The sequence below is a fragment of the Mesorhizobium sp. WSM4814 genome, from assembly GCF_055811595.1.
Genome location: NZ_JBVVQT010000005.1, coordinates 186,933 through 211,898 on the forward strand (window position 1 = coordinate 186,933; position 24,966 = coordinate 211,898).

A 24,966-nucleotide genomic window follows, 5' to 3' on the forward strand; every position below is an offset into this window, starting at 1 on the left:
GAGATGTCATGAAGAAACTCATTCTTGCGTCGGTTTCGGCGCTTGCCCTGCTTGGCGTTGCGGCTTGCAGCGACAGCGGCACGGGCGGGGACGCTACCACCACGCAGAGCACCAATCCGCCGGCGAACGAACAGCCGATGCAGCCGGCTCCCGACGCGACCAAGCCGGCCGAGCCGGCTCCGGCACAGCCATCTGCGCCGGCGCAGTAATTCTTATGTGGTGAACGGAAGGCCGGCATCCTGCCGGCCTTCTGACTTCAGGACAGTCTTCTTGCGGGCCGCCGCCGCAAGCTCGGTTTCGCCTGTCACTTTTTGGCCCAGCAGAAGGGGCCGAAATGGCGAGGTGACGAAGGCTTGCAGTTTCGCGCGCCATGGCCGTTGCTGCCTGCCAATTTCCATGATCGACGGTTGCGCCAGCTGCTCAGGGAGGCCGCCTGCTCAGAAGGGCGCGAAATCGGCTGGGGCGGCCCTGCGGCATTGTCTTCAGCTTGATAGCGGTGGGCTTGATAGCGGCGGCCAGTTAGCCCTAATAGGTGCCCATGTCGATTTGGGATCGCCTCGGCGACTTCATCACCCGCGTTTCGTCCTCAACCTCGTCCGGCGTCGCCGACGTGGTCGAGGCTGTGCGCACGGTTTTCTCCGGCGACCCCGACCTGCGCCGGCGCGTCGCCTTCTCGGTGGCGATGATCGCGCTGTCGGCCAAGATGGCCAAGGCCGACGGCATCGTCACCCAGGACGAGGTGCGCGCCTTCCAGCAGATATTCGAAGTGCCGAAGGAGCAGACGCGCAATGTGGCGCGGCTCTACGATCTGGCCAAGCGCGACATCGCCGGCTTCGAGACCTATGCCGCGCGCATGGCGCAGCTTTGCGGCTCCGGCCATTCGAACTGCGCGATGCTGGAGGACATTCTCGACGGGCTGTTCCATATCGCCAAGGCCGACGGGCTGGTCCACGAGCGCGAAGGTCAGTTCCTGCATCGCATCGCCGAGATCTTCCGGATCGAGGAGGCGCATTACCAGAGCATTCTGGCCCGGCATGTCGATCTGGGTGCGGCCGATCCCTATGTCGTGCTCGGCATCGAGCGCGGAAAAACCTTCGAGGAGGTCAGGAAGCGTTACCGCAAGCTGGTTTCGGACAACCATCCCGACCGGCTGATCGCACGCGGCCTGCCGCAGGAATTCATCAAGATCGCAACCAGCAGGATAGCGGCGATCAACGCGGCCTATGAGATGATCGAACGGGGCCTGCGGCACGCATGAGCGGCTTCCTGCCCGACGAGCCGAGCGCCGAGGTCAGGGTATCGCCGAATTTCGGTCCACGACGCGAGACAGTCGACATGATCGTGCTGCACTACACCGGCATGGAGACCGGCGCCGGCGCCGAAGCATGGCTGTGCGATCCAGCCAGCGAGGTTTCGTCGCACTACCTCGTCCACGAGGACGGCCGCATCGTCCAGATGGTCAGGGAAAGCGACCGTGCCTGGCATGCCGGCAAGAGTTCCTGGTTCGGACGTAGCGACATCAACTCCTGTTCGGTCGGCATCGAGATCGTCAATCCGGGACATTCGCTGGGCTACCGGAATTTTCCGAAACGGCAGATCGATGCCCTGATCGGCCTGTGCAAGAGGATTGTTCAGCGCCATTCCATCCCGGCTCAACGGGTGCTCGCCCATTCCGACGTGGCGCCGGGACGCAAGATCGACCCGGGCGAGAGATTCCCCTGGAAGGCCCTGTTCGAGGCCGGTGTCGGCCATCTTGTCGAAGCGGCACCCGTCAGGCGCGGCGCGGTGCTGAAGGCCGGCGACGCGTCTGCCGAGGTCGAGGCGTTGCAGTCGATGCTGGCGCTCTACGGTTATGGCGTGGAGATATCAGGCGCTTTCGATCGGCAAACCGAAATCGTGGTCGAGGCTTTCCAGAGGCATTTCCGGCAACGCAAAGTGGATGGCGTGGCCGACGGATCGACAATTCGCACGCTGAAACGGCTGCTTGGCTCGGTGAGGGCAGTTCCGTCCAAGTAGTCTTTTCCTGGCTGTAAGTTACAGCCTGTCATTTAAAGTGACTTGCCCCGCCTTTTTTGCCGCCAATTCGACCGTCAAAGGCGATCCGTGCAAGTCGTCGGACCTACAGCCTCCCAAATGTTCCGACGTTGATTGGCGTAGCTGCGTGAAGTTCTTCGCGCGGTTCAAACAGAACAGGATCCCATGCAGAAATTGACCGTTTTAACGGCAGCTGTTGCTGCCGGCGTAATGACTTTTGCCATCGGCGCGGCCAATGGCGCGCCTTTGAGCCAGCGGGCCGACCAGGGTTTCATGACCGCGTCCGCCAAGACTGCCACGCCGAAAGCCGGGCAAGATGCCGGAGAAAAAAGGACAGTCTCCGCAAAGGCGAAAAAAGTTGCTGCGGTGAAAGCGAAACAGCCAGCATCCGCAAAGGCGGAAAAGGTTTCTGCAAAGAAGGCAGTCGTTGCAAAGAAGGCAGTCTCCAAGCGGCATGTGAAGCGCAACAGGACCCGCATCGACCAGGCGAAGACGGCGTCGATCGGCCGGCAAAGCCGGGCGGCGGCGCCGAAGCCGGCGGCCGCTGGCGATAGCGGCCAGTATTCGACGATCATCGAGCGTCATGCGGCCAGCAATGGTGTGCCGGTCTCGCTCGCCAAGGCCGTCATCATGATCGAGAGCAGGTTTCAGCCGAACCAGGTCGGCCGCGCCGGTGAGATCGGCCTGATGCAGATCAAGCCGTCGACGGCGCGGATGATGGGTTACAGCGGCTCGATCAAGGGTCTCCACGATCCCGAGACCAACATCAAATACGGCATGAAATACCTCGCCATGGCGCGCAACCTCGGCGACGGCACGACCTGCGGCACGATCCTGAAGTACAATGCCGGCCATGGCGCCAAGCGGATGAACCCGATTTCCGCGGCCTATTGCGGCAAGGTCAAAGTGCAGCTGGCCGCGCTTGGAGCGCCGGCGTAATAGATCGTAATAGACTGGGACCTGCTTTTTTGTTTGCGTTTTCGAATGTGAATCCCTTTATACGCCTTGCCAGCTGGCCGGGCGGCCGCACCCGCGAAGCCGAAAGGCTGCGGGTGAGGAAAGTCCGGGCTCCATGGAGACACGGTGCCGGTTAATGGCCGGCGGGGGCGACCCTAGGGAAAGTGCCACAGAAAGCAAACCGCCACGATCCGTCGTGGTAAGGGTGAAAGGGTGGGGTAAGAGCCCACCGCGCGACTGGCAACAGGAGCGGCACGGTAAACCCCACCGGGAGCAAGACCGAATAGGGGCGGTGCGAGGGGAAACCCTCGAGGGCTGTTTCCGGCTCACCGCCCGGGTAGGTTGCGTGAGGCGCATGGCAACATGCGCCCAAGATGAATGGCCGCCACGTTCTCGCGCCGCAAGGGGCGAGGGCCATACAGAACCCGGCTTACAGGCCAGCTGGCAATTTTCGTCCAGATTCTACGTTTTCGTCCAGATTCTTGGGGGGAAACTCCCTGATATCAGCAGGTTGCGTCTTCGGGCGCGCTTGCTGGTTCAGGCGCTTCATTGACTGAATCAGCTTTTACTGGGCTGTGCATGGAGCAAGCGTTTCTTGAAACTGGTGCGATTAAATCGTACTTTCCTAAAGCGCGTCGCGTTCGACCGTCCTCTCGCGACGCGCTTTGGGTTGTTGTCTATGCATGTCGTTATCGCAGAACCGCTGCACACTTTTGCGCGACATGCATTAGTACGGGCAGTATCAGGAGCGCACCATGGGTCAGGTCGACAAGCGCAGCATCACGCTTTCGCCGGAATTGGCGGCGGCGGTCGACGATGTGGTTGCCGCCGGCGAATATGCTTCGGCGAGCGAGGTGATCCGCGACGCACTCAGGCAATGGAAGGACCGCCGTGACTTGCATGGCTATACGGTCGAGGAGTTGCGCAAGCTGGTGCAGGAGGGGATCGACAGCGGACCGGGACGATTTGCGTCGATCGATGAAATCAAGGCCGAAGCGCGTAGACGATTGAAATCCGACAACGCGGCATGAATTTGCTGCCCATCATCCGAACTGCACATGCAGAAGAGGATTTGATCGCGATCTGGCTTCATATCGCGCGAGGCGACGAGGCTGCAGCGGACCGGCTGCTCGACCGGATCGAAGCGCGCTGGCAGCAACTGACGATTTATCCTTTCTCGGGTGCGCCGCGCGAAGACATTGCGCCCGGCATCCGCCATCTGGTCGTCGGCGAATACCTCACCTTGTACCGTGTCGGCGAGGATGCAGTCGAGATCCTGCGTGTGCTGCATGGCCGGCGCAATATCGAAGCCGACGATCTGGCTCCGTGATCGGTTCGCTCAACCGTCGACGCTGTCTAGCCCCCGGGCCAGCGACGCATCGATCGCCTGCCAAAGCGCTTCCACCGGCTCGCAGCCGACCGACAGGCGAACAAAGCCGGGCGGCACCGCATCACCCCAGCGGGCGCGCCGCTCGGCCGAAGAGTGGACACCGCCGAAGGAGGTCGCCGGTTGGATCAGGGCGCAGGCGCCGATGAACGCTTCGGCCCTGGCTTCACTCCCCAGGTCGAGGCCGACAAGGAAGCCGAAACGCTCCATCTGGGTGGTCGCCAGATTGTGTGAAGGATCATCCTCCAGTCCAGGAAAGCGGACGGATTTCACGGCCCGATGATTTGTCAGGCGTCGTGCGATCAGTTCGGCCGATTTGCACATGCGCTCGAAGCGGACTTCCAGCGTCTCGAGGCCTCGATGGACCAGCCAGGCTTCGAATGGTCCGGGGATCGAGCCCGACAGTTTGCGCCACTCGCGGATGGCGGTGATGATCCCGGCGTCACGGCTGGCGACATGGCCGAACAGCGCATCGGAATGGCCATTGGGCGCCTTGGTGTCAGCGGCAACGACAATATCGGCGCCGAGGTCGAGCGGGCGCTGACCATAAGGCGTCATCGTGGTGTTGTCGGCGACGACCAGCGCGCCGGCCTCGTGCGCAAGGCGCGCCACGCCGGCCAGGTCGCAAATGTCCAGCCCAGGATTGGATGGGGTCTCGACGAACACCAGCCGGTAGCCGGAAAAACCGCCGTCCACAAAGGACTTGGTCGGTCGTGTGTCGAACGGGAGGTCGAAAGGTTTGAGGAAGCGCTCGGCAAGCAGGCGCGGCGTGTAGTAACCATCGGACGGCAACAGGATGCGATCGCCGGCCTTGAGCAGCGCGAAGAAGACCGCAGCGATCGCGGCCATGCCCGACGGGAACGCTACGGACGGCGCGTCCTCGAGGTGGCCGAGCATGTCTTCCACCGCTTCCCACGTCGGATTGTCGTAGCGCCCGTACTGGCTGACGCCGGCCGGATTGCCGGGCAGATGGAAAGTGGTCGTCATTGTCAGCGGCAGCGAGACCGGATCGCCCTTGGCGAGCTTGACGCCACGCAAATGGGCGAGGGTGGCCGCGCGCGACTTGGCTGTTTCGGACATGTATTTTCAACCTTCTGACCGAGAAAAGAACCTGTTTCTGACCGAGAAAAGACAGGCCAACGCTATGCGTGGTGGCGCTCCGCGGCAAGCCGCCTCCGGTTAGGCCAATCGGCTCTAAACGGTTCGTTAGGCTTAATGGAGCATAAACACGGGAGTGCCGTCAAAGCTCCCCTCATCGGTTGTGGCGCGCGTTTTGTGAAGCCTGTTCCCGTTGACGCCCATAGTGCCCCATGATATCCCACTCAGATATTCAAGCCTTCGTTCCGCGTCAGGGTGAAGCGTACGCCAATCGGGCAGCCGCGGCGGCTGCGCGTTCGCCTGTTTTTGCCTTTTGGAGCGAAGTGAGTTTTGGGCAGGGACCGCGCTGCGGCGGCGCGGGCGGGAAGATGCAGAGGGGTGCGGCGGCGCAAGCGGCCGTAACGCGTAATGGACCGGTTTCTGTCAAGCGCGGTGAACAGGATCGATGCGAAGGGGCGGGTGTCCGTTCCAGCGCATTTCCGTGCGGTTGTGCAGAAGCGCGGTTATTCGGAACTCTATGCGCTGCGCTGCCTGGACCGTCCGGCGATGGATGTCGGCGGGCTCGACCTGCTCGACCGCTACGAGCAGCGCATCGCGCAGGAAGACCCCTTCCTGCAGACCTCGGACGACATGTCGTTCTTCTGCCATGGCGATGGAACCTTTCTCAAGCTCGATCAGGACGGCCGCATCTCGATGACCGATTTCATCCGCGAGCATACCGGCATTTCCGCAGAAGCGGCTTTTGTCGGCCGCGGCAATTTCTTTCAGATCTGGGAACCTGGACGGCTCACCGCCTATGGGGCGGAAGCACGCGCCCGGCTTCTGCAGCTTCGGCAGGGGACGAAGCCTGGGGAGCGGCCGGAATGATGGCGGGCTACGGCGATGACCCTCACGCCGTTGGCGGACCAGCCCGTCACATTCCGGTCCTCCTTGCCGAAGTGCTGGAGGCGCTTTCGCCCAAGACGGGCGAGGTGGTCGTCGACGGCACATTCGGCGCCGGCGGCTACTCCAAAGCCATTCTGGCGAGCGGCGCCTCGGTTGTCGCGATCGACCGCGATCCGGATGCGATTGCTGCCGGTCGTGTTCTCGAGCAACAATCGGGCGGCAGGCTCCGGCTCGTCCAGGCGCCGTTCTCGACATTGGACGAGCATGTCGAAAGCGCTGACGGCGTCGTGCTCGACATCGGCATCTCCTCCATGCAGATCGATCAGGCGGAGCGCGGTTTTTCGTTCCGTGCCGACGGACCGCTCGATATGCGCATGGCGCAGGCTGGCCTCAGCGCCGCCGATGTCGTCAACTCTTTCAAGGTGGGCGATCTTGCCCGCATCTTCGGGTTTCTTGGCGAAGAGCGCCATGCCGGCCGCATCGCCCGCATGATTGAAAGCCGTCGCGAAAAACATCCGTTCGAGCGCACGCTCGACCTTGCAGACGCCATTGAGACGCATATCGGCCGCGCGCCGAAGGACAAGATCCATCCAGCGACCCGCGTCTTCCAGGCGCTGCGCATTTTCGTCAATGACGAACTCGGCGAACTGGCCAAAGCGCTGTTTGCGGCTGAACGCGTGCTGAAACCGGGCGGACGGCTGGCCGTGGTGACGTTCCATTCCCTGGAAGACCGCATCGTCAAGCGCTTCATCGCCGATCGCGCCGATGCGGCGACCGGATCGCGGCACCTGCCCGAGGCGCAGGCGCGCAGCGCCACCTTCAAAAAGGTGGGCAGCGGCGTGACGCCCGGTGAGGCCGAGATATCGGCCAATCCGCGGGCGCGCTCGGCAAGGCTGCGCGCGGCGATCCGCACCGACGCGCCGGCGCGCGCCGGCGATTTTTCGATTTTCGGGCTTCCAAAACTTCCTGATCCAAAACTTCCCGGTGCCGAGCGGCCGGGAGAGAGGTGAGCACGTGTTTCGTACCAGCGACATAGTCCTTATCGCCGTCATGGTTTCGGCCGCGGCCTTGACCTTCAAGACCAAGCGCGAGGCCGAGGAACAATTGGCGGCGGTGCACAAGATCCAAGCGCAGATCCGCTACGAGGAGGATACGATCGATCTCCTCAAGGCGGACTGGAGCCTGCTTACCCAACCGTCGCGCCTGCAAAAGCTGGCCGAGACCTATAAATCGCAACTCGAGCTCGAGCCGGTCAGCGCCCGCCAGATCATCGGGCTGGACGATCTGCCGGCAAAACCCCTCACCATCGAGGACCTTTCGTCCGAGCGGCTGGGCGGCATGGCCGACAGTTCCAGCAAGGAACCGATGGGCAACGACCCCGTGGTCACCGGAGGCATCGTCCAATGATCGCCAGACTTCCAGTGATCACCAGTCTGCTGACGCGCCGCGCCAAGTCCGGCGACGACGGATCGATTGTGGTCGAAGGCGCCCGCAAGGCGACCGGCGGCAAGGGCAGGACCCGCGTCGTGATGACGATGGCGGTGTTTTTGGGCATCTATCTGACCATCACCGGGCGGCTGGTCTATCTCGGTTTCCAGAACCCCGACCTGTCCGGCGGTCCGCAGAGCCGGGTGACGGCGTCGCGGCCCGACATCGTCGACCGCAACGGCGAAGTTCTGGCGACCGACATCAAGACGGCGTCGCTGTTTGCCGAACCGCGCCGCATTGTCGACGCCGACGAGGCGATCGAAAAACTGGCGACGGTGCTTCCCGAAATCGATTACGAGCAGACCTATCACAAGCTGAAGAGCGGCGCCGGCTTCGTCTGGCTGCAGCGGCAACTGACGCCCAAGCAACAATCGGAGATTCTGCAGCTCGGCATTCCCGGCATCGGCTTCCGCACCGAAAAGCGCCGCTTCTACCCGGCCGGCGAAACCTCGTCCTACATTGTCGGCCTCACCAACATCGACAACCAGGGCATCTCCGGCATGGAGAAATACATCGACGAACAGGGGCTGAGCGATCTTCAGGCGTCCGGCCTGGCGGTGGCCAAGGATCTGAAGCCGGTGCAGCTTTCGATCGACCTGCGCGTCCAGCATATCGTGCGTGACGAGGTCGCCACCGGCATGGAAAAATACCGCGCAATCGCGGCGGGGGCCGTCGTTCTCAACGTCAAGACCGGCGAAGTGGTCGCGATGGCCTCGGTTCCGGACTTCGATCCGAACAACCCCTATAATGCGCACGACAAGGACCGCTTGAACCGCATGTCGGCCGGGCTCTACGAGATGGGCTCGACCTTGAAGAGCTTTACCACCGCCATGGCGCTCGATTCCGGCAAAGTGACGCTGGAAAGCCGTTTCGACGCTACGCGCCCGATCAGGATCGGCCGCCAGACCATCCATGATTTTCATGGCAAGTCCCGGGTGCTGTCGGTGCCCGAAGTGTTCATCTATTCGTCCAACATCGGTTCGGCCAAGGAAGCCGAAGCGGTCGGCATCGAGGGGCACCGCGAATTCCTGCATCGCCTGGGCATCCTCGAGAGAATGCAGACGGAACTGCCTGAGGTCGCCCGCCCGACCGAGCCAAAGGTCTGGAAACAGGTCCATTCGATCACCATCGCCTTTGGTCACGGTGTGTCGACGACGCCGCTGCAGACGGCGGTCGGCTGTGCCGCGCTGATGAACGGCGGCTATCTGATCCAGCCGACATTCCTGAGACGGGCGCAGGAACAGGCGATGTCGGTGGCCAAGAAAGTCGTCAGCGACAAGACCTCCGAGAACATGCGCTATCTCTATGCACTCAATGCCGAGAAAGGCTCAGGCAGGAACGCCAGGGTCCCAGGTTATCGCGTCGGCGGCAAGACGGGAACGGCCGAGAAGGTTGTCAACGGCCGCTACTCAAAGGACAAGAACTTCAACGCCTTCGTCGCGGCGTTCCCGATGGATGATCCGCAATACATCGTGCTTACCATCGCCGACGAACCGAAGCCGGAAAAACCCGGCATGGGTGCGACGGCCGCCTCGAATGCTGGCGCCATGGCTGCAAACATTATCCGACGTTCGGCTTCCATGCTTGGCGTGAAGCCAGATTTCAGCCATGAAAATGGCGCAACGCTGGTTTCCTATCAGTGATTCTGAGGGCGCGCCGGCAACTGCGCGCTATTTTGTTGCTATGAATGGGGTTCGATGAAGCTGAAAGACCTAGCCGGTATCCTGCCTGTCGAGGGGACAGCGTTCTTCGATACGGAGGTTACCGGGATTTCTTCGGATTCCCGCCAGGTAGGACCGGGCGTGGTCTTCTTCGCGCTCGCTGGCACCAAGACCGATGGCGCGGCCTATGCCGCCGATGCCGCCAAGCGCGGCGCCGCAGCGATCGTGACCGGCAAGGGCAGCGGCGCCGTCACCGGACTGCCGGTGCCGGTTTTCGCCGTCGACGATCCGCGCCTGGCGCTGGCGCTGAGTGCGGCCCGCTACTTCGGCAGGCAGCCGCAAACCATGGTCGCGGTGACCGGCACCAGCGGCAAGACATCGGTTGCGGCTTTCACCAGGCAGATCTGGGAGCAGTCAGGCTTTGCCGCTGCTTCGATCGGCACGACCGGCGTGGTGGCGCCGGGCCGCAACGAGTACGGCTCGCTGACCACCCCCGACCCGGTCGACCTGCACAGGCTGCTGCGCGAACTGGCGGATGCCGGCGTCACCCACGCATCGATGGAGGCCTCCAGCCATGGTCTCGATCAGCGCCGGCTTGACGGCGTGAAACTCGCAGCCGGCGGGTTCACCAATCTCGGCCGCGATCATATGGACTATCATCCGACAGTCGAGGACTATCATCGCGCCAAGCTGCGCCTGTTCGACGCGCTGCTGCCGAAGGGCGCGCCGGCCGTCATCTTTGCCGACGATCCCTGGTCGGAGCCGACGATCCAGGCGGCAAGGGCCGCGGGACTGGATGTGCTGACGGTCGGCCGCCACGGCGGGTTCCTGACACTGAAGCGGGTCGAGCACGAGCGCCACCGCCAGCGTGCCGAGGTGGAAGTCGATGGCGTTCTCCACGAGATCGATCTGCCGCTGGCCGGCGATTTCCAGATCGCCAATGCCCTGGTTTCGGCGGGCCTCGCCATTTCTACAGGAACACCTGCCGCCAAAGCCCTGATGGCGTTGGAGAAATTGAAGGGCGCCCCGGGCCGGCTGGACCTTGTTGGCACCGCTGCCAACGGTGCGCCCGTCTATGTCGATTACGCGCACAAGCCGGACGCGCTGGAAAACGTGTTGGCTTCGGTCCGGCCGTTCACCACCGGCCGCGTCATCGTCGTGTTCGGCTGCGGCGGCGACCGCGACCGTGGCAAGCGTCCGATCATGGGCGAGATCGCCACGCGGCTCGCCGATGTCGTCATCGTCACCGACGACAATCCGCGCTCGGAAGTGCCCGAAACGATCCGTGCCGCGATTCTTGCCGCTGCACCCGGCGCCATCGAGATCGGTGACCGGCGCAAGGCGATCCACCAGGCAGTCGCCATGCTCCATGCCGGCGATACGCTGATCGTGGCCGGCAAGGGGCATGAGGAAGGCCAGACCGTCGGCGCCGAAACGCTGCATTTTTCCGACCATGAGGAAGTCCGCGCCGCGCTCCAGGAGCACGCCGCATGAGCTTCCTGTGGACCTCAGAGGATCTCGTCGCCGCCATGGGCGGACGACCGCTCGGTCCGATGCCGGAGGGTATCAGCGGCATCTCGATCGACAGCCGCAGCCTTGAGCCGGGCGATGCTTTCTTCGCGATCAAGGGCGAGGCGATGGACGGCCACGATTTCGCGACCGCCGCCATCAAGGCCGGCGCCGGCGTGCTGGTCGTCGCCGAGGGCAAGCTGCCGTCGCTCGGGCGGCTGACGGCGCCGATGATCGTCGTGCAGGACGTCTTGGCCGCGCTGGAGAAGCTGGGGCTGGCCGCGCGCGCGCGCTCGAATGCCAAGATCATCGCGGTGACCGGTTCGGCGGGCAAGACCACCACCAAGGAAGCGCTGCGCCATGTGCTGTCCGTGGTCGGCAAGGTGCACGCATCGGCGCAGTCTTTCAACAACCACTGGGGCGTGCCGCTGACGCTGGCGCGGATGCCTGTGGATTGCGACTATGCCGTGTTCGAGATCGGCATGAACCATCCCGACGAGGTCCGGCCACTGGCCAGGATGGTTCGGCCGCATGTCGCCATCGTCACGCTGATCGCCGCGGCACATCTCGGCTTCTTCCGCAATCTGGACGAGATCGCCAAGGCCAAGGCCGAGATTTTCGAAGGACTGGAACCGGACGGCGCCGTCCTTCTCAACCGCGACGACCCGCGCTGGAAGCTTCTGGACAAGATGGCGAGAGCCGCCGGCGTCGAGCACATCTACGGCTTTGGCGAGAATGCCCGTGCGACCTTCAAGCTGCTGACATGCGCGCTGCATGCCGATCATTCCGTCATCACTGCCAAGATCGGCGGTCAGGAGATCACCGCCAGGGTCGGCGCGCCGGGCCGACACATGGTGCAGAATGTGCTGGCTGTGCTGGGCGCCGCGCACCTGGTCGGCGCCGACATCGCCAGGGTGGCGCTGGCGCTGGCCGATCTTTCGGCCGAACGCGGACGCGGCAAGCGCCACGTGCTGCGCCACCCGAAAGGTCCGATCACGCTGATCGACGAGAGCTACAACGCCAATCCGGCGTCGATGAGCGCAGCGATGGCGCTGCTCAACGCGACGCCGGTGTCAGGCGAAGGCAGGCGCATCGCGGTGCTCGGCGACATGCTCGAGCTCGGCGATCATTCGGCGAAGCTGCACGCTGCCCTTGCCGATCTCATCATCGGCACCGAGACGCGCACGGTGTTTCTCGCCGGCCCGCAAATGCGGGCGCTGGCCGACATCCTGCCTGATGAGATCGAGACAGAGTATCGCGCCGGCGCAGAGGATCTGAAACTGGTACTTCTGTCGGCGCTGAAGCCGGGCGACGTGGTGATGATCAAATCGTCGAAAGGCATCGGGTTTTCCAAACTGGTCGACGCACTGCTCAGCAAATTTCCGGCGGCAGCCGCAACCGCCAAACAGACCTAGAGCCAGGTCCGGGGACCGAATCGCATGTTCACACTGCTCGTCGAATTCGCGGACAAGATCTCGGTCTTCAACGTCTTCCGCTACATAACCTTCCGCACCGGCGGCGCGCTGATCACCGCGGCGCTGATCGTCTTCATCTTCGGTCCGGCCATCATCAATTCGCTGAGGCTGCGGCAGGGCAAGGGCCAGCCTATCCGTGCCGACGGGCCGCAGACGCATTTCAAGAAAGCCGGCACGCCGACCATGGGCGGGCTGATGATCCTGTGCGGCATCATCGGCTCGTCGCTGCTGTGGGCGAACCTGTCCAGCATCTATGTCTGGGTGGTGCTGCTGGTGACCCTGGGTTTCGGCTCGATCGGGTTCTACGACGATTATCTCAAGGTGACGAAGCAATCGCATCTTGGCTTCTCCGGCAAGGCGCGGCTGGGGCTTGAATTCGTCATCGCCGGCATCGCCGCCTGGGTGATCATGCACAACGGCCAGGCGCCGTTCTCATCGTCGCTGACCTTCCCCTTCGCCAAGGAGTTCCTCATCAATCTCGGCTGGTTCTTCATCCCGTTCTCGTGCTTCGTCATCGTCGGCGCCGGTAACGCGGTGAACCTGACCGATGGCCTCGACGGCCTGGCGATCGTGCCGATCATGATCGCGGCGGCGTCCTTCGGCGTCATCGCCTACCTGTCCGGCAATGCGGTGTTCGCCGAGTATCTGCAGATCCATTTCGTGCCCGGCACCGGTGAACTGGCGGTGGTCCTCGGCGCAGTGATCGGCGCCGGCCTCGGCTTCCTGTGGTTCAACGCACCGCCGGCGGCGATCTTCATGGGCGATACCGGCTCGCTGGCGCTTGGCGGCCTGATCGGCACGGTTGCGGTTGCCACCAAGCACGAGATCGTGCTGGTCATCGTCGGCGGCCTGTTCGTCGTCGAGATCCTGTCGGTCATCATCCAGGTCGGCTACTTCAAGATGACCGGCAAGCGGGTGTTCCTGATGGCGCCGATCCACCATCATTTCGAAAAGCTCGGCTGGACCGAAAGCCAGGTGGTGATCCGCTTCTGGATCATCGCCGTCATCCTGGCGCTGGTCGGCCTGTCGACCCTCAAGCTGCGATAGGAGGCCGCTTGATCCCCGCCGCATCCTTCGCAGGCAAGCGCGTTTCACTCTTCGGGCTCGGCGGCTCGGGGATCGCTACTGCGCGCGCGTTGATCGAGGGCGGGGCGGAGGTGCTCGCCTGGGACGACAATCCCGGCAGTGTCGCCAATGCCGCGGCCGTCGGTATCGCGACCGGCGACCTGCGTGGCGCCGACTGGGCGAAGTTCTCGGCCTTCGTGCTGTCGCCCGGCGTGCCGCTGACGCATCCGAAGCCGCACTGGACGGTGGAACTGGCGCGCGCTTCAGGCGTCGAGATCATTGGCGACATCGAGCTGTTCTGCCGGCAGCGGACCTTGCTGGCGCCGGCTGCACCCTTCATCGCCATAACCGGCACCAACGGCAAATCGACGACCACGGCGCTGACGGCGCATATCCTGAAATCGGCCGGACGCGACACGCAGATGGGCGGCAATATCGGCCGCGCGGTGATGACCCTCGATCCGCCGGAACCGGGGCGGCACTATGTCGTGGAATGCTCGTCCTACCAGATAGACCTGGCGCCCTCGATCAATCCGACCGCCGGCGTCCTGCTCAACCTGACGCCCGATCATCTCGACCGTCATGGCACGATGCAGCACTACGCCGCGATCAAGGAGCGGCTGGCGGCCGGCAGCGAAACGGCCATCGTCGGCGTCGACGATTCCTGGTGCGCCCAGCTCGCCGACCGGCTGGAGCGGGCAGGCCGGCACGTCATCCGCATTTCGAAGCGCCTGCCGCTGACCGACGGCTATTTCGCCGACGGCACCGATCTGATGGAGGCGGTGCACGGCCGTTACAGCCGGGTCGCCTTTCTCGAAGGCATCGGCTCGCTGCGCGGCCAGCACAATGCGCAGAATGCGCTAGCCGCTCTCGCCGCCTGCCTCAAGGTCGGGCTCGAGCTGGGCGAGATCCAGTCGGGGCTGGAGAGCTTTCCCGGGCTGGCGCACCGTATGGAGCAGGTCGGCCGCATGGGCCATGTGCTGTTCATCAACGATTCCAAGGCGACCAATGCCGATGCGGCAGCGCCCGCATTGTCCAGCTTTCCGCGCATCTACTGGATCGCCGGCGGGCTGCCGAAAGAGGGTGGCATCGAGCCGTTGCGCGGCCTCTTTCCGCGCATCGCCAAGGCCTATCTGATCGGCGAGGCCGCACCAGCCTTCTCGGCGACGCTCGGCGAGGCGGTGCCCTACGAGATCTCCGGCACGCTGGCCGCAGCAGTCGAGCATGCGGCAAGCGACGCGGCCAGGGACGATGGCAATGGCGAGGTGGTGGTGCTGCTTTCGCCGGCCTGCGCCAGTTTCGACCAGTTCAAGAATTTCGAAGTGCGCGGCGAAGCCTTCAGGCAAGCTGCGAGCACTATTGATGGCGTGAAGCTCATCGGAGGGGCACGATAATGCAAAGCCGTCTCGACAAAAGCCCGGTTGCCACCTGGTGGTGGACGATCGATCGCTGGTTCCTGGCCGCGTTCCTGTCGCTGATGGGGCTCGGCATCGTGCTGTCCTTCGCGGCAAGCCCGGCGGTGGCCCAGCGCATCGGCCTGGACAGTTTCCACTTCGCCACGAGGCAGATCATCTTCACCATTCCCGCACTTGGCGTGATGCTGGCCGTCTCCTTCCTGGAATCGCGGCAGATCAGGCGCATGGCCCTGGCGATGCTGTGCATCACGCTGGTGCTGATGGTGGCGGTGCTCTACATCGGCGTCGAGGTGAAGGGCGCGCGTCGCTGGGTGTCGCTCGCCGGCGTGTCGCTGCAGCCGTCGGAATTCCTGAAGCCTGCCTTCGTCGTCATCTGCGCCTGGCTGTTTGCCGAACACAAGCGCCAGCCCGACATTCCAGGCAATCTGTTCGCCATGCTGCTGCTGGCCCTCGTCATCTCGCTGCTGGTGGCGCAGCCCGATTTCGGCCAGACCATGCTGGTGCTCGGCACCTGGGGGGTGATGTTCTTCATGGCCGGGCTGCCATGGCTGTGGATCATCGCGCTGGGCGCTGTCGGCGTCGGCGGCGTGTTTGCCGCCTACACCGTGTTCCCGCATGTCGCCGGCCGCATCGATCGCTTCATGACCGGCGAGGGCGACACGTTCCAGGTCGATATGGGCCGCGATGCGCTGATCAATGGCGGCTGGTTCGGCGTCGGGCCGGGCGAGGGCACCGTCAAGCGGGTGATACCCGACAGCCATGCCGATTTCGTCTACTCGGTGGCCGGCGAGGAGTTCGGACTGATCATGTGCTTCTTCATCATGACCATCTTCGCCTTCATCGTGCTGCGCGGCCTCGGCACTGCGCTCAAGGAGCAGGACGATTTCACACGCTATGCGGTCGGCGGCCTGGTCACGGTCTTCGGTCTGCAGTCGGTCATCAACATGGCGGTCAATCTGCAGCTGATGCCGGCCAAGGGCATGACCTTGCCGTTCATCTCCTATGGCGGCTCCTCGCAGATCGCCATCGCCATCTCGATGGGCATGGTGCTGGCGCTGACGCGCAAGCGGCCGGAAAAGCGCAAACAATTGGGCTTCGCGCCGTCGCGGCGCGCCATGCCGGCGGAGTGAAATGTCGAGGGGCGCGATCCTTCTGGCGGCCGGCGGCACGGGCGGGCATCTCTTCCCGGCCGAGGCGCTGGCGCACGAGCTGATCAGGCGCGGCTGGACGGTGCATCTGGCCGCCGATGATCGTGCCGAGCGTTTTGCCGGCCAGTTCCCGGCGGCGGGCATCCATCCGATCCAGTCGGCGACCATTGGCTCGAAAAACCCGTTCGCCGTGCTCGCCGCCTTCTGGAAGATATGGGGCGGCGTGCGGCAGGCATCGGCCGTGATCGGTCGGGTCAAGCCAGCCGTGGTGGTCGGTTTCGGCGGCTATCCGACGCTGCCGCCGCTCTATGCGGCGACGCGGCGCAAGGTGCCGACGCTGATCCACGAGCAGAACGCGGTGATGGGGCGCGCCAACCGGGCGCTCGCCGGCCGTGTCGATGCCATCGCCGGCGGGTTCTTGCCGGAAGATTCAAGCGCTGCAGGCGCCAAGACGGTGACGACCGGCAATCCGGTCAGGCCGCAAGTGCTGGAGGCGGCAAAGACGCCCTATGCGGCGTCGACCGGGGAGCAGCGGTTCCGCTTCCTGGTGTTCGGCGGCAGTCAGGGCGCACAATTCTTTTCCGATGCGGTGCCGGCGGCGGTTCGACAGCTTTCCGATGCACAACGCGGGCGGCTTGATATCACCCAGCAGGCGCGTGCCGACGATGTCGGGCGGGTGAAGGCGGCCTATGCCGCCCTTGGCGTCGAGGCTGAGGTGTCGCCCTTCTTCACCGACATGGCGGCGCGCCTGGCTGCGGCGCATCTGGTGATGTCGCGGTCCGGCGCATCGACCGTATCGGAAATCGCGGTGATCGGCCGGCCGGCGCTGCTGGTGCCCTATCCGCATGCGCTCGACCACGACCAGGCAGCCAATGCCGCGGCATTGGCCGCGGCAGGCGGCGCCGAAGTGCATCCGCAATCGACGCTTTCGCCCGAGCGCATCGCCGCGTTCGTCGGAGCGCTGATGGACGACCCAGAGCGGCTGACCACAATGGCAGCGGCGGCCAAATCGGCCGGAAAACCGGACGCGGCACGGTTGCTCGCCGATCTGACAGAGGCTATTGCGTCGAAGAAAAGCGTATCGGAATTCAGGAAGGAGACGCACGTATGAAGATGCCGCAGACGATCGGCCTCGTGCATTTCATCGGCATCGGCGGTATCGGCATGAGCGGCATCGCCGAGGTGCTGCATAATCTCGGCTACCAGGTGCAAGGGTCCGACCAGGCCGACAGCGCCAATGTGCAGCGGCTGCGCGACAAGGGCATCGAGTGCTTTGTCGGTCATCATGCCGACAATATCGGCGATGCCGAAGTGGTCGTCGTCTCGACGGCGATCAAGAAATCCAATCCCGAGCTGAAGGCCGCACGCGAGAAACTGCTTCCCATCGTCCGTCGCGCCGAGATGCTGGCCGAACTGATGCGCTTCCGGCAGGCGGTGGCCATCGGCGGCACGCATGGCAAGACGACGACGACCTCGATGGTGGCGACGCTGCTCGAGGCCGGCGGGCTCGATCCGACCGTGATCAATGGCGGCATCATCAATGCCTACGGCACCAACGCCCGCATGGGCGATGGCGAATGGATGGTGGTGGAAGCCGATGAGAGTGACGGCACGTTCCTGAAGCTGCCGGCCGAGATTGCCGTCGTCACCAACATCGATCCCGAACATCTCGACCATTACGGCTCCTTCGACAAGGTGCGCGAGGCCTTTCGCCAGTTCGTCGAAAACGTGCCGTTCTACGGCTTCGGCGTCATGTGCACCGACCATCCCGAGGTGCAGGCGCTGGTCAGCCGCATCGAGGACCGGCGCGTCATCACCTATGGCGAGAACGCACAGGCCGACGTGCGTTTCATCAATCACCGCATGGATGGCCCGACCTCGGAATTCGACGTGGTGATCCGCGACCGCAAGACCGGCGGCCAGTCGACGATATCAGGCCTGCGCCTGCCGATGCCCGGCCGTCACAACGTCGCGAATGCGACGGCGGCGATCGCCGTCGCGCATGAACTCGGCCTTTCGGCCGAGGCGATCAGGAAGGGCCTGTCGTCCTTCGCCGGCGTCAAGCGGCGCTTCACCCGTACCGGTTCGTGGAACGGCGTCGATGTGTTCGATGATTACGGCCACCATCCGGTCGAGATCACAGCGGTTCTGAAGGCGGCGCGCGATGCCACCAAGGGCCGCGTCATCGCCATTGCCCAGCCACACCGCTTTACCCGGCTTCACGACCTGTTCGACGAGTTTTCTGTCTGCTTCAACGATGCCGACACGGTGATGGTGGCGCCGGTCTATGCGGCAGGCGAAGAGCCGATCGACGGGGTGACTTCCGAGGCATTGGTGTCGCGCATCCGCTCCGGCGGCCATCGCGACGCGCGCTACATCGAAGGCCCCGCGGCGATTGCGCCGGTTATCCGCGACCTGGCCAAACCAGGCGATTTCATCGTCTTCCTCGGTGCCGGCAACATCACGCAATGGGCCTACGCGCTGCCCAGGGAACTAGGCGGTACTGCCTCATGATGCGTGGCCAGGCATTGATTGACAAGCTTGGCGGCCGGCTTGCCGGCCTGCGCGGCCGCATCACGCCCAATGCCGAGATGGACAAGATCACCTGGTTCCGCGCCGGCGGGCTGGCCGACGCGCTGTTCCAGCCGGCCGACGAAGACGATCTCGCTGCGTTCCTGGGAGCAGTGCCCGAAGAGATACCGCTGACCACCGTCGGTATCGGCTCGAACCTGCTTGTCCGTGACGGCGGTGTTGCGGGCTTCGTCATCCGGCTTTCGGCCAAGGGCTTTGGCGAAGCCGAAGTGATTGCGCCAACCACAATCAAGGCGGGTGCGGCGACGCCGGACAAACGCCTTGCCGCTGTCGCCTATCAGGCTGGCATAGGCGGCTTTGAGTTCTACCACGGCATTCCGGGCGCCATCGGCGGTGCGCTGAGGATGAATGCCGGCGCCAATGGCGTCGAGACGCGCGAGCGCGTTGTCGAGGTGCGGGCGCTCGACCGCAAGGGCAATGTGCATACGCTGAGCAACGCCGATATGGGCTACGCCTATCGCCATTCGGCAGCACCTGCCGGGCTGATCTTCACATCGGCGGTGTTCGAAGGCGTTTTGGCAGACAAGGCCGCGATCAAGGCGGCAATGGACGCCGTCCAGCATCATCGCGAGACCGTGCAGCCGATCCGCGAAAAGACCGGCGGCTCGACCTTCAAGAATCCGGAGGGCACCTCGGCCTGGAAGGAGATCGACAGAGCGGGCTGTCGGGGGCTGATGATCGGCGGTGCGCAGATGTCGCCGATGCATTGCAACTTCATGATCAACACGGGAACCGCGACCGGCTACGACCTTGAATATCTTGGCGAGACGGTGCGCGCGCGCGTGCTCGAACGGTCGGGCATCCGGCTGCATTGGGAAATCAAGCGCATCGGCAAGTTCCGGCCGGGGCACGAGGTCCAGGAATTCCTCGGACAGTTGCTGTAAGGAGTCAACAACACAGTTTTCGCGGCCGTTTTTGCGGAAAGTGAATCTCGCGGAATCGTAAGGACTTGCCAGCGATTCAACTCTCTGATTCTCTGCCCTGAAGCGTTTCCTGATTTGAGTCGTTTCGACGCGTCACCAGCGTTTTTCCGTCAGGGGCTGCCTGCCGGGAAACTCGGGGACTCGATGGTGCAGAAATCATCAGAGCAGGGACTGCTCCGAGCGTTTGAGTGTATGGCCCTTTCCGGGGCGTGTGAGATGCAGACCCGCAGTGAAAGGGCCCGCCGTGATAGGGAATGACGGGAAATGAAAAGCAAGCACGTGGCCGTCCTTCTGGGTGGATTCTCGTCCGAGCGGCCCGTGTCTTTGTCTTCGGGAAAAGCCTGTGCCGATGCGCTCGAGACGGAAGGCTACCAGGTCACTCGCGTCGACGTCTCGCGCGATGTTGGATCGGTGCTTGCCGAGCTCAAGCCTGATGTTGTCTTCAATGCGCTGCATGGTCCTTTCGGCGAGGACGGCACCATCCAGGGCATCCTCGAATATCTTGCCATCCCCTACACCCATTCCGGTGTGCTCGCCTCCGCGCTTGCCATGAACAAGGAGCAAGCCAAGAAGATCGCCAAGTCTGTCGGCATACCGGTTGCCGAATCGAAGGTGGTCAATCGCTTCGCCATCCAGAACAAACACCCGATGAAGCCGCCCTACGTCGTCAAGCCGGTCAATGAGGGGTCGAGCTTCGGTGTCGTCATCGTGCACGAAGGGCAGTCGCATCCGCCGCAGGTCATCGGTTCGTCCGATTGGAAGTATGGCGATACCGTCATGGCGGAGCGCTATGTGCACGGGCGGGAGTTGACCTGCGCGGTGATGGGCGATGTGGCGCTTGGCGTCTGCGAGATCATCCCGACCGGCCATTCCTTCTACGACTATGATTCAAAATACGTCGCGGGCGGATCAAAACACGAATGCCCTGCAAAAATTTCACCGAATATTTACCAAAAAATACAGACACTGACGCTCAGGGCTCACCAAGCTATCGGCTGCCGGGGCGTTTCCCGGTCGGACTTCCGTTATGATGATCGACACTCCGAGAACGGCGAAATTGTCTGGCTCGAGGTCAACACTCAGCCCGGCATGACGCCGACATCCTTGGTGCCTGAGATCGCCGCGCAGGCGGGACACTCGTTCGGCGATTTGTTGAGTTGGATGGTGGAGGACGCTTCGTGTCTGCGTTGAGGTGGGGACAGGGCAAGGGGAAGGGCGCGGCCGGGCCGACGCTGTTCGGTGTGGCGTTGTCGTTCGACCATTTCGTGCTGCCGCGCCTGCTTCGCCGGCCAGCGCGCATGCTGGCGCGTCTGGGCGAGGACGACTTCGAGGTGCCGCCGTTTTCCGCAGCCGTGCTGTCGGCGGCGCTGCTCGTATCGGGCAGTGCCTATGGCGCCTATCTCGGCGGGCATGTCGACGCTATCGTCCAGGGCATCACCGCCCGCACCGGGTTTGCCGTCGACCAGATCAAGGTCGTCGGCAACCGCGCAACCTCCGAGATCGATATTCTCGACAGGATGCAGCTCGATGGCTGGACGTCGCTGATCGGCTTCGATGCCGAAGCTGCGCGGGAGCGCATCGCCACGCTGCCCTGGGTCGAGGTTGCGGCGGTGCGCAAGGTCTATCCGCACACGCTGGAGGTGCGCATCGAGGAGCGTGAGCCCTTCGCGCTCTGGCAGCAGGGCAGCGAGCTTTCGGTCATCGAGCGCTCCGGCGCCGTGATCGCGCCATTCTCCGGCGGCAAGCAGTCGCTGCTGCCGCTGATCGTCGGCACCGGCGCCCCGGCCAAGGCGCCGGATTTCCTGGCCAGGATCAAGAAATACCCAGAGCTTGCCGCACGGATCAAAGGCTACATCCGCATCGGCGAACGGCGTTGGGACCTGAAGCTGGAAAACGGCATCACGGTCAAGCTCCCCGAGGATGGCGAGGACCAGGCGATCGCCGATCTGCTCAGGATGGACCGAGAGAACGGGCTTTTGACGCGCGATATCGCCGCCGTCGACATGCGCCTTTCCGATCGCCTCGTCGTCCAGTTGACGCCGGAGGCGGCGACGCAGCGTCAGGCCGCGCTCAATGAAAAGCCGAAAATGCCGAAGCGCAAGCCGGAGACGAAGATATGAGCTGGCTTGGCGGCAACAGCGATGCCTCGTCGCGCCGGTCCGGCATCATGACGGTGCTGGATGTCGGCTCGAGCAAAGTCTGCTGCGTGGTGGCCAAGCTCAAGCCGCGCGAGGACGGCATGCTGCTGCGCGGGCGCTCGCATCGCATCCAGGTTATCGGCATCGGCCACCAGAAATCGCAAGGCGTGAAATCGGGTGTCGTCATCGATCTCGACAGGGCCGAACACGCCATCCGCCTTGCCGTCGATGCCGCCGAGCGCATGGCCGGGCTGACCGTCGATTCGCTGATCGTCAACATGACGGCCGGCCGGCTGAAGAGCGAAAGCTTCTCGGCAACCATCAACCTTGGCGGCCATGAGGCGGACGAGGCCGACATCAAGCGCGTGCTTGCCGCCGGCGCCAAGCAGGCGCTGCGGGCCGAGCGCGAAGTGATCCATTCGCTTCCCGTCGGCTTTTCGCTGGACGCCGAGCGCGGCGTGCGTGATCCGCGCGGCATGGTCGGCGACCAGCTCGGCGTCGACATGCACGTGCTGACGGGTGACGCGGCACCGTTGCGCAATCTGGAGCTTTGCATCAACCGTTCGCACCTGTCGGTCGAGCGCATGGTGGCGACGCCCTATGCCAGCGGGCTTGCCGCACTGGTCGACGACGAACTCGAGATGGGCGCAGCCTGCATCGACATGGGCGGCGGCACCACGACGATCTCGATGTTTTCGGAAGGCAAGTTCGTTCATGGCGACGCCATCGCCATCGGCGGCAACCACGTCACGCTGGACATGGCCAAGGGCCTGTCAACCTCGCTCGATGCCGCCGAGAGGTTGAAAGTGATGCATGGCTCGGCGCTGCCCGGCAGTGCCGACGACCGCGACCTGGTCTCGATACAGCCGATCGGCGAGGACGGCGAGGTGCCGCTTCAGATCCCGCGTTCGGTGATGACGCGCATCATCCGGGCGCGCATCGACGAAACGCTCGAACTGTTGCGCGACCGGCTGAACAGGTCCGGCTACGGCAACGCCGCCGGCAAGCGCGTCGTGCTGACCGGCGGCGCCAGCCAGCTTTCCGGCCTGCCCGAGGCAGCGCGCCGCATTCTCGGACGCAATGTGCGCATCGGCCGTCCGCTCGGTGTAGCGGGCCTGCCGGAGGCGGCCAAGGGGCCGGCTTTCTCGACGCCGGTCGGGCTTCTGATCTACCCGCAGATGGCGAATTTCGAGAGCCATCCGGCGAAAGGAATTTCTGGTCTCAGGATGACCGGAACAGGCGGAAAACTGCATCGAATGAGTCAGTGGTTGAGAGACAGTTTTTAAAGTGACGGGGACAGCCCCATAGCGGCCGCAGCGGCGAAGCGGCGGGAAAGGCAAAGGACGGAGACAATGACCATCAATCTGCAAAAGCCGGACATCACCGAGCTGAAGCCGCGTATCACCGTGTTCGGTGTCGGCGGCGGCGGCGGCAATGCCGTCAACAACATGATCACCGCCGGCTTGCGCGGCGTCGAGTTCGTGGTGGCCAATACCGATGCGCAGGCGCTGACCATGTCCAAGGCGGATCGCCTGATCCAGCTCGGCGCGCATGTCACCGAGGGCCTGGGTGCGGGGTCGCAGCCGGAAGTCGGACGCGCCGCTGCGGAGGAATGCATCGACGAGATCGTCGATCATCTCTCCAACACCCATATGTGCTTCGTCACTGCCGGCATGGGCGGCGGCACCGGCACGGGGGCCGCGCCGGTCGTTGCACGTGCGGCGCGCGAGAAGGGGATTCTCACCGTCGGCGTCGTCACCAAGCCGTTCCATTTCGAAGGCCAGCGCCGCATGAAGACGGCGGATCTGGGCATCGAGGAATTGCAGAAATGCGTCGATACCCTCATCGTCATCCCCAACCAGAACCTGTTCCGGCTGGCCAATGACAAGACGACCTTTGCCGACGCTTTCGCCATGGCCGACCAGGTGCTCTATTCCGGCGTCGCCTGCATCACCGACCTGATGGTCAAGGAAGGGCTGATCAACCTCGACTTCGCCGACGTCCGCTCGGTCATGCGCGAGATGGGCAAGGCGATGATGGGGACGGGCGAAGCTTCCGGCGAGGGGCGCGCCATGGCCGCCGCCGAAGCCGCGATCGCCAATCCGCTGCTCGACGAGACCTCGATGAAGGGCGCCAAGGGGTTGTTGATCTCGATCACCGGCGGCCGCGACCTGACCCTGTTCGAAGTCGACGAGGCGGCGACCCGGATTCGCGAGGAGGTCGACCAGGAAGCCAACATCATCCTGGGTGCGACCTTCGACGAGGATCTCGAAGGCGTCATCCGCGTCTCGGTGGTTGCTACCGGCATCGACAAATCGGCGGCAGACATCGCTGCCGCGCCGATCGCCATCCGCACGGCTCCGCCAAAGCCGGTCAGCCGCCCGGCCGCTCCGGTCACGGAAAGCCGTCCGGCGCCTGTCCAGCAGGGAGGCTACGAGCCGCGCGCCGCCGATCCTGTCGCCGAGGCAATCCAGCTCGCCGAGGCGAATGCGGCGGCGATGGCGCGTCCCGCGCCGGCCTCCCAGGCGGAAGATTTCCGCCCGCAGAGCAAGATCTTCCAGGCGCCGCCGGCCCAGCCGCAGCCGATGCTGCAGCCAATGGTCCAGCAAACGATGCAGCCCGCGCCGCAGCGTGAAGTGCTTCAGCCTGCAGCGCCCCAGCGCATGCCGCGCGTCGAGGACTTTCCGCCGGTGGTGAAAGCCGAGGTGGAAGCCAAAAGCCGTCCGGCCGACCACGAGAACAGCGGACCGATGGGACTGCTCAAGCGCCTGACCAACGGCCTTACCCGTCGCGAAGAAGAGCCTGCACGGCTGCAGCCGGCGCAGCCACGCGAGCCGAAACTGCGCCAGGCGGCACCCGAAGTGCGCCGCCTGGCCAGCCAGGATCCGCAGCTTTACGCGCCACGCCGCGGCCAGTTGGACGACCAGGGCCGGCTGACGCCGCAGAGCAGGGCTGTCCAGGAGGACGATCAGCTGGAGATTCCGGCATTCCTGCGCCGCCAGGCCAACTGACCTGTTAACGGTCCGTAATAGTTGTTAACAGGCAGACAAGAAATTGTTTGCCTGTTAATGTTAAAAGTTCCTGTAAAACAAGGAGTTAGGAGACCGCATCCGCTTCGGATCGCGGTTACACAGAGTAAGAAACCGTGATTTGGAGACTTCCTGCCGGACCACTATCTTCGCCGCGATCAA

23 protein-coding genes and 1 other RNA gene are annotated in these 24,966 nt (G+C 63.9%); 23 read left to right on the top strand and 1 reads right to left on the bottom strand.

Annotated elements, in window-relative coordinates; all coding sequences use genetic code 11:
* Positions 1–8: 8 nt before the first annotated feature.
* From AC0L2V_RS11325 to AC0L2V_RS11355, 7 genes are all read left to right on the top strand, one after another.
* Positions 9–209, top strand: a complete 201-nt coding sequence (locus tag AC0L2V_RS11325; protein ID WP_023798723.1) for a hypothetical protein — start codon at positions 9–11, stop codon at positions 207–209.
* A 329-nt stretch (positions 210–538) separates the two neighbouring features.
* Entirely contained in the window at positions 539–1,258 is a 720-nt protein-coding gene (locus AC0L2V_RS11330; RefSeq protein WP_023798724.1) for a J domain-containing protein, read from the top strand.
* Positions 1,255–2,016: an N-acetylmuramoyl-L-alanine amidase gene (locus AC0L2V_RS11335; RefSeq protein WP_473520101.1), complete on the top strand. Its 762-nt coding sequence runs from the start codon at positions 1,255–1,257 to the stop codon at positions 2,014–2,016. The genes AC0L2V_RS11330 and AC0L2V_RS11335 overlap by 4 nt, the downstream gene beginning before the upstream one ends.
* Before the next feature lie 183 nt (positions 2,017–2,199).
* Complete coding sequence (locus AC0L2V_RS11340; protein ID WP_473520102.1) at positions 2,200–2,973, top strand: lytic transglycosylase domain-containing protein; 774 nt, start codon at positions 2,200–2,202, stop codon at positions 2,971–2,973.
* 69 nt (positions 2,974–3,042) lie between these two features.
* Positions 3,043–3,440, top strand: an RNA gene (gene rnpB / locus AC0L2V_RS11345) — RNase P RNA component class A.
* Between the two features lie 306 nt (positions 3,441–3,746).
* Positions 3,747–4,022, top strand: a complete 276-nt coding sequence (locus AC0L2V_RS11350; RefSeq protein WP_123151966.1) for a type II toxin-antitoxin system ParD family antitoxin — start codon at positions 3,747–3,749, stop codon at positions 4,020–4,022.
* Positions 4,019–4,321 (top strand): type II toxin-antitoxin system RelE/ParE family toxin, encoded by a 303-nt coding sequence (locus AC0L2V_RS11355; protein WP_473520103.1) that lies wholly within the window; start codon positions 4,019–4,021, stop codon positions 4,319–4,321. The genes AC0L2V_RS11350 and AC0L2V_RS11355 overlap by 4 nt, the downstream gene beginning before the upstream one ends.
* A 9-nt stretch (positions 4,322–4,330) precedes the next feature.
* Here the strand turns inward: AC0L2V_RS11355 and AC0L2V_RS11360 are convergent, their stop codons facing one another.
* Complete coding sequence (locus tag AC0L2V_RS11360; protein ID WP_473520104.1) at positions 4,331–5,458, bottom strand: cystathionine gamma-lyase; 1,128 nt, start codon at positions 5,456–5,458, stop codon at positions 4,331–4,333.
* 426 nt (positions 5,459–5,884) lie between these two features.
* On the opposite strand from AC0L2V_RS11360, the gene mraZ reads away from it, so the two are divergent.
* From mraZ to ftsZ, 16 genes are all read left to right on the top strand, one after another.
* Positions 5,885–6,343: a division/cell wall cluster transcriptional repressor MraZ gene (gene mraZ, locus AC0L2V_RS11365; RefSeq protein ID WP_473509139.1), complete on the top strand. Its 459-nt coding sequence runs from the start codon at positions 5,885–5,887 to the stop codon at positions 6,341–6,343.
* Positions 6,340–7,371: a 16S rRNA (cytosine(1402)-N(4))-methyltransferase RsmH gene (gene rsmH / locus AC0L2V_RS11370; RefSeq protein ID WP_023798731.1), complete on the top strand. Its 1,032-nt coding sequence runs from the start codon at positions 6,340–6,342 to the stop codon at positions 7,369–7,371. The genes mraZ and rsmH overlap by 4 nt, the downstream gene beginning before the upstream one ends.
* 4 nt (positions 7,372–7,375) lie before the next feature.
* On the top strand, positions 7,376–7,768 hold the full coding sequence (gene ftsL / locus AC0L2V_RS11375) for a cell division protein FtsL (RefSeq protein WP_023798732.1): 393 nt from the start codon (positions 7,376–7,378) through the stop codon (positions 7,766–7,768).
* Positions 7,765–9,492, top strand: coding sequence for a peptidoglycan D,D-transpeptidase FtsI family protein (locus tag AC0L2V_RS11380; protein ID WP_473493955.1), 1,728 nt, complete (start codon positions 7,765–7,767; stop codon positions 9,490–9,492). Before ftsL ends, AC0L2V_RS11380 begins: the two co-directional genes overlap by 4 nt.
* A 54-nt stretch (positions 9,493–9,546) precedes the next feature.
* The gene (locus AC0L2V_RS11385; protein WP_473520105.1) at positions 9,547–11,004 is read left to right on the top strand and encodes a UDP-N-acetylmuramoyl-L-alanyl-D-glutamate--2,6-diaminopimelate ligase; all 1,458 of its coding nucleotides are present in this window, start codon (positions 9,547–9,549) and stop codon (positions 11,002–11,004) included.
* The gene (locus tag AC0L2V_RS11390) at positions 11,001–12,434 is read left to right on the top strand and encodes a UDP-N-acetylmuramoylalanyl-D-glutamyl-2,6-diaminopimelate--D-alanyl-D-alanine ligase (RefSeq protein WP_091594146.1); all 1,434 of its coding nucleotides are present in this window, start codon (positions 11,001–11,003) and stop codon (positions 12,432–12,434) included. Before AC0L2V_RS11385 ends, AC0L2V_RS11390 begins: the two co-directional genes overlap by 4 nt.
* A gap of 24 nt (positions 12,435–12,458) precedes the next feature.
* Entirely contained in the window at positions 12,459–13,541 is a 1,083-nt protein-coding gene (mraY, locus tag AC0L2V_RS11395; protein ID WP_023798736.1) for a phospho-N-acetylmuramoyl-pentapeptide-transferase, read from the top strand.
* 8 nt (positions 13,542–13,549) lie between these two features.
* Positions 13,550–14,953 carry a UDP-N-acetylmuramoyl-L-alanine--D-glutamate ligase gene (gene murD / locus AC0L2V_RS11400; RefSeq protein WP_473516848.1) on the top strand — a complete coding sequence of 468 codons (1,404 nt, stop codon included), beginning with the start codon at positions 13,550–13,552 and terminating at the stop codon, positions 14,951–14,953.
* Positions 14,953–16,104: a putative lipid II flippase FtsW gene (ftsW, locus tag AC0L2V_RS11405; protein ID WP_091594150.1), complete on the top strand. Its 1,152-nt coding sequence runs from the start codon at positions 14,953–14,955 to the stop codon at positions 16,102–16,104. Before murD ends, ftsW begins: the two co-directional genes overlap by 1 nt.
* Position 16,105: 1 nt before the next feature.
* Positions 16,106–17,233 carry an undecaprenyldiphospho-muramoylpentapeptide beta-N-acetylglucosaminyltransferase gene (gene murG / locus AC0L2V_RS11410; protein WP_473520106.1) on the top strand — a complete coding sequence of 376 codons (1,128 nt, stop codon included), beginning with the start codon at positions 16,106–16,108 and terminating at the stop codon, positions 17,231–17,233.
* Positions 17,230–18,636 carry a UDP-N-acetylmuramate--L-alanine ligase gene (gene murC / locus AC0L2V_RS11415; protein ID WP_023798740.1) on the top strand — a complete coding sequence of 469 codons (1,407 nt, stop codon included), beginning with the start codon at positions 17,230–17,232 and terminating at the stop codon, positions 18,634–18,636. Before murG ends, murC begins: the two co-directional genes overlap by 4 nt.
* Positions 18,633–19,598: a UDP-N-acetylmuramate dehydrogenase gene (gene murB / locus AC0L2V_RS11420; RefSeq protein WP_473520107.1), complete on the top strand. Its 966-nt coding sequence runs from the start codon at positions 18,633–18,635 to the stop codon at positions 19,596–19,598. The genes murC and murB overlap by 4 nt, the downstream gene beginning before the upstream one ends.
* 303 nt (positions 19,599–19,901) lie before the next feature.
* Positions 19,902–20,828 (top strand): D-alanine--D-alanine ligase, encoded by a 927-nt coding sequence (locus AC0L2V_RS11425; RefSeq protein ID WP_091594156.1) that lies wholly within the window; start codon positions 19,902–19,904, stop codon positions 20,826–20,828.
* Positions 20,816–21,757 carry a cell division protein FtsQ/DivIB gene (locus AC0L2V_RS11430; RefSeq protein ID WP_023798743.1) on the top strand — a complete coding sequence of 314 codons (942 nt, stop codon included), beginning with the start codon at positions 20,816–20,818 and terminating at the stop codon, positions 21,755–21,757. Before AC0L2V_RS11425 ends, AC0L2V_RS11430 begins: the two co-directional genes overlap by 13 nt.
* A complete protein-coding gene (gene ftsA / locus AC0L2V_RS11435) occupies positions 21,754–23,061 on the top strand; it encodes a cell division protein FtsA (RefSeq protein ID WP_023798744.1) in 1,308 nt (435 codons plus the stop codon). Before AC0L2V_RS11430 ends, ftsA begins: the two co-directional genes overlap by 4 nt.
* A 66-nt stretch (positions 23,062–23,127) precedes the next feature.
* Positions 23,128–24,786 (top strand): cell division protein FtsZ, encoded by a 1,659-nt coding sequence (gene ftsZ / locus AC0L2V_RS11440; protein WP_473509122.1) that lies wholly within the window; start codon positions 23,128–23,130, stop codon positions 24,784–24,786.
* Positions 24,787–24,966: the final 180 nt, after the last annotated feature.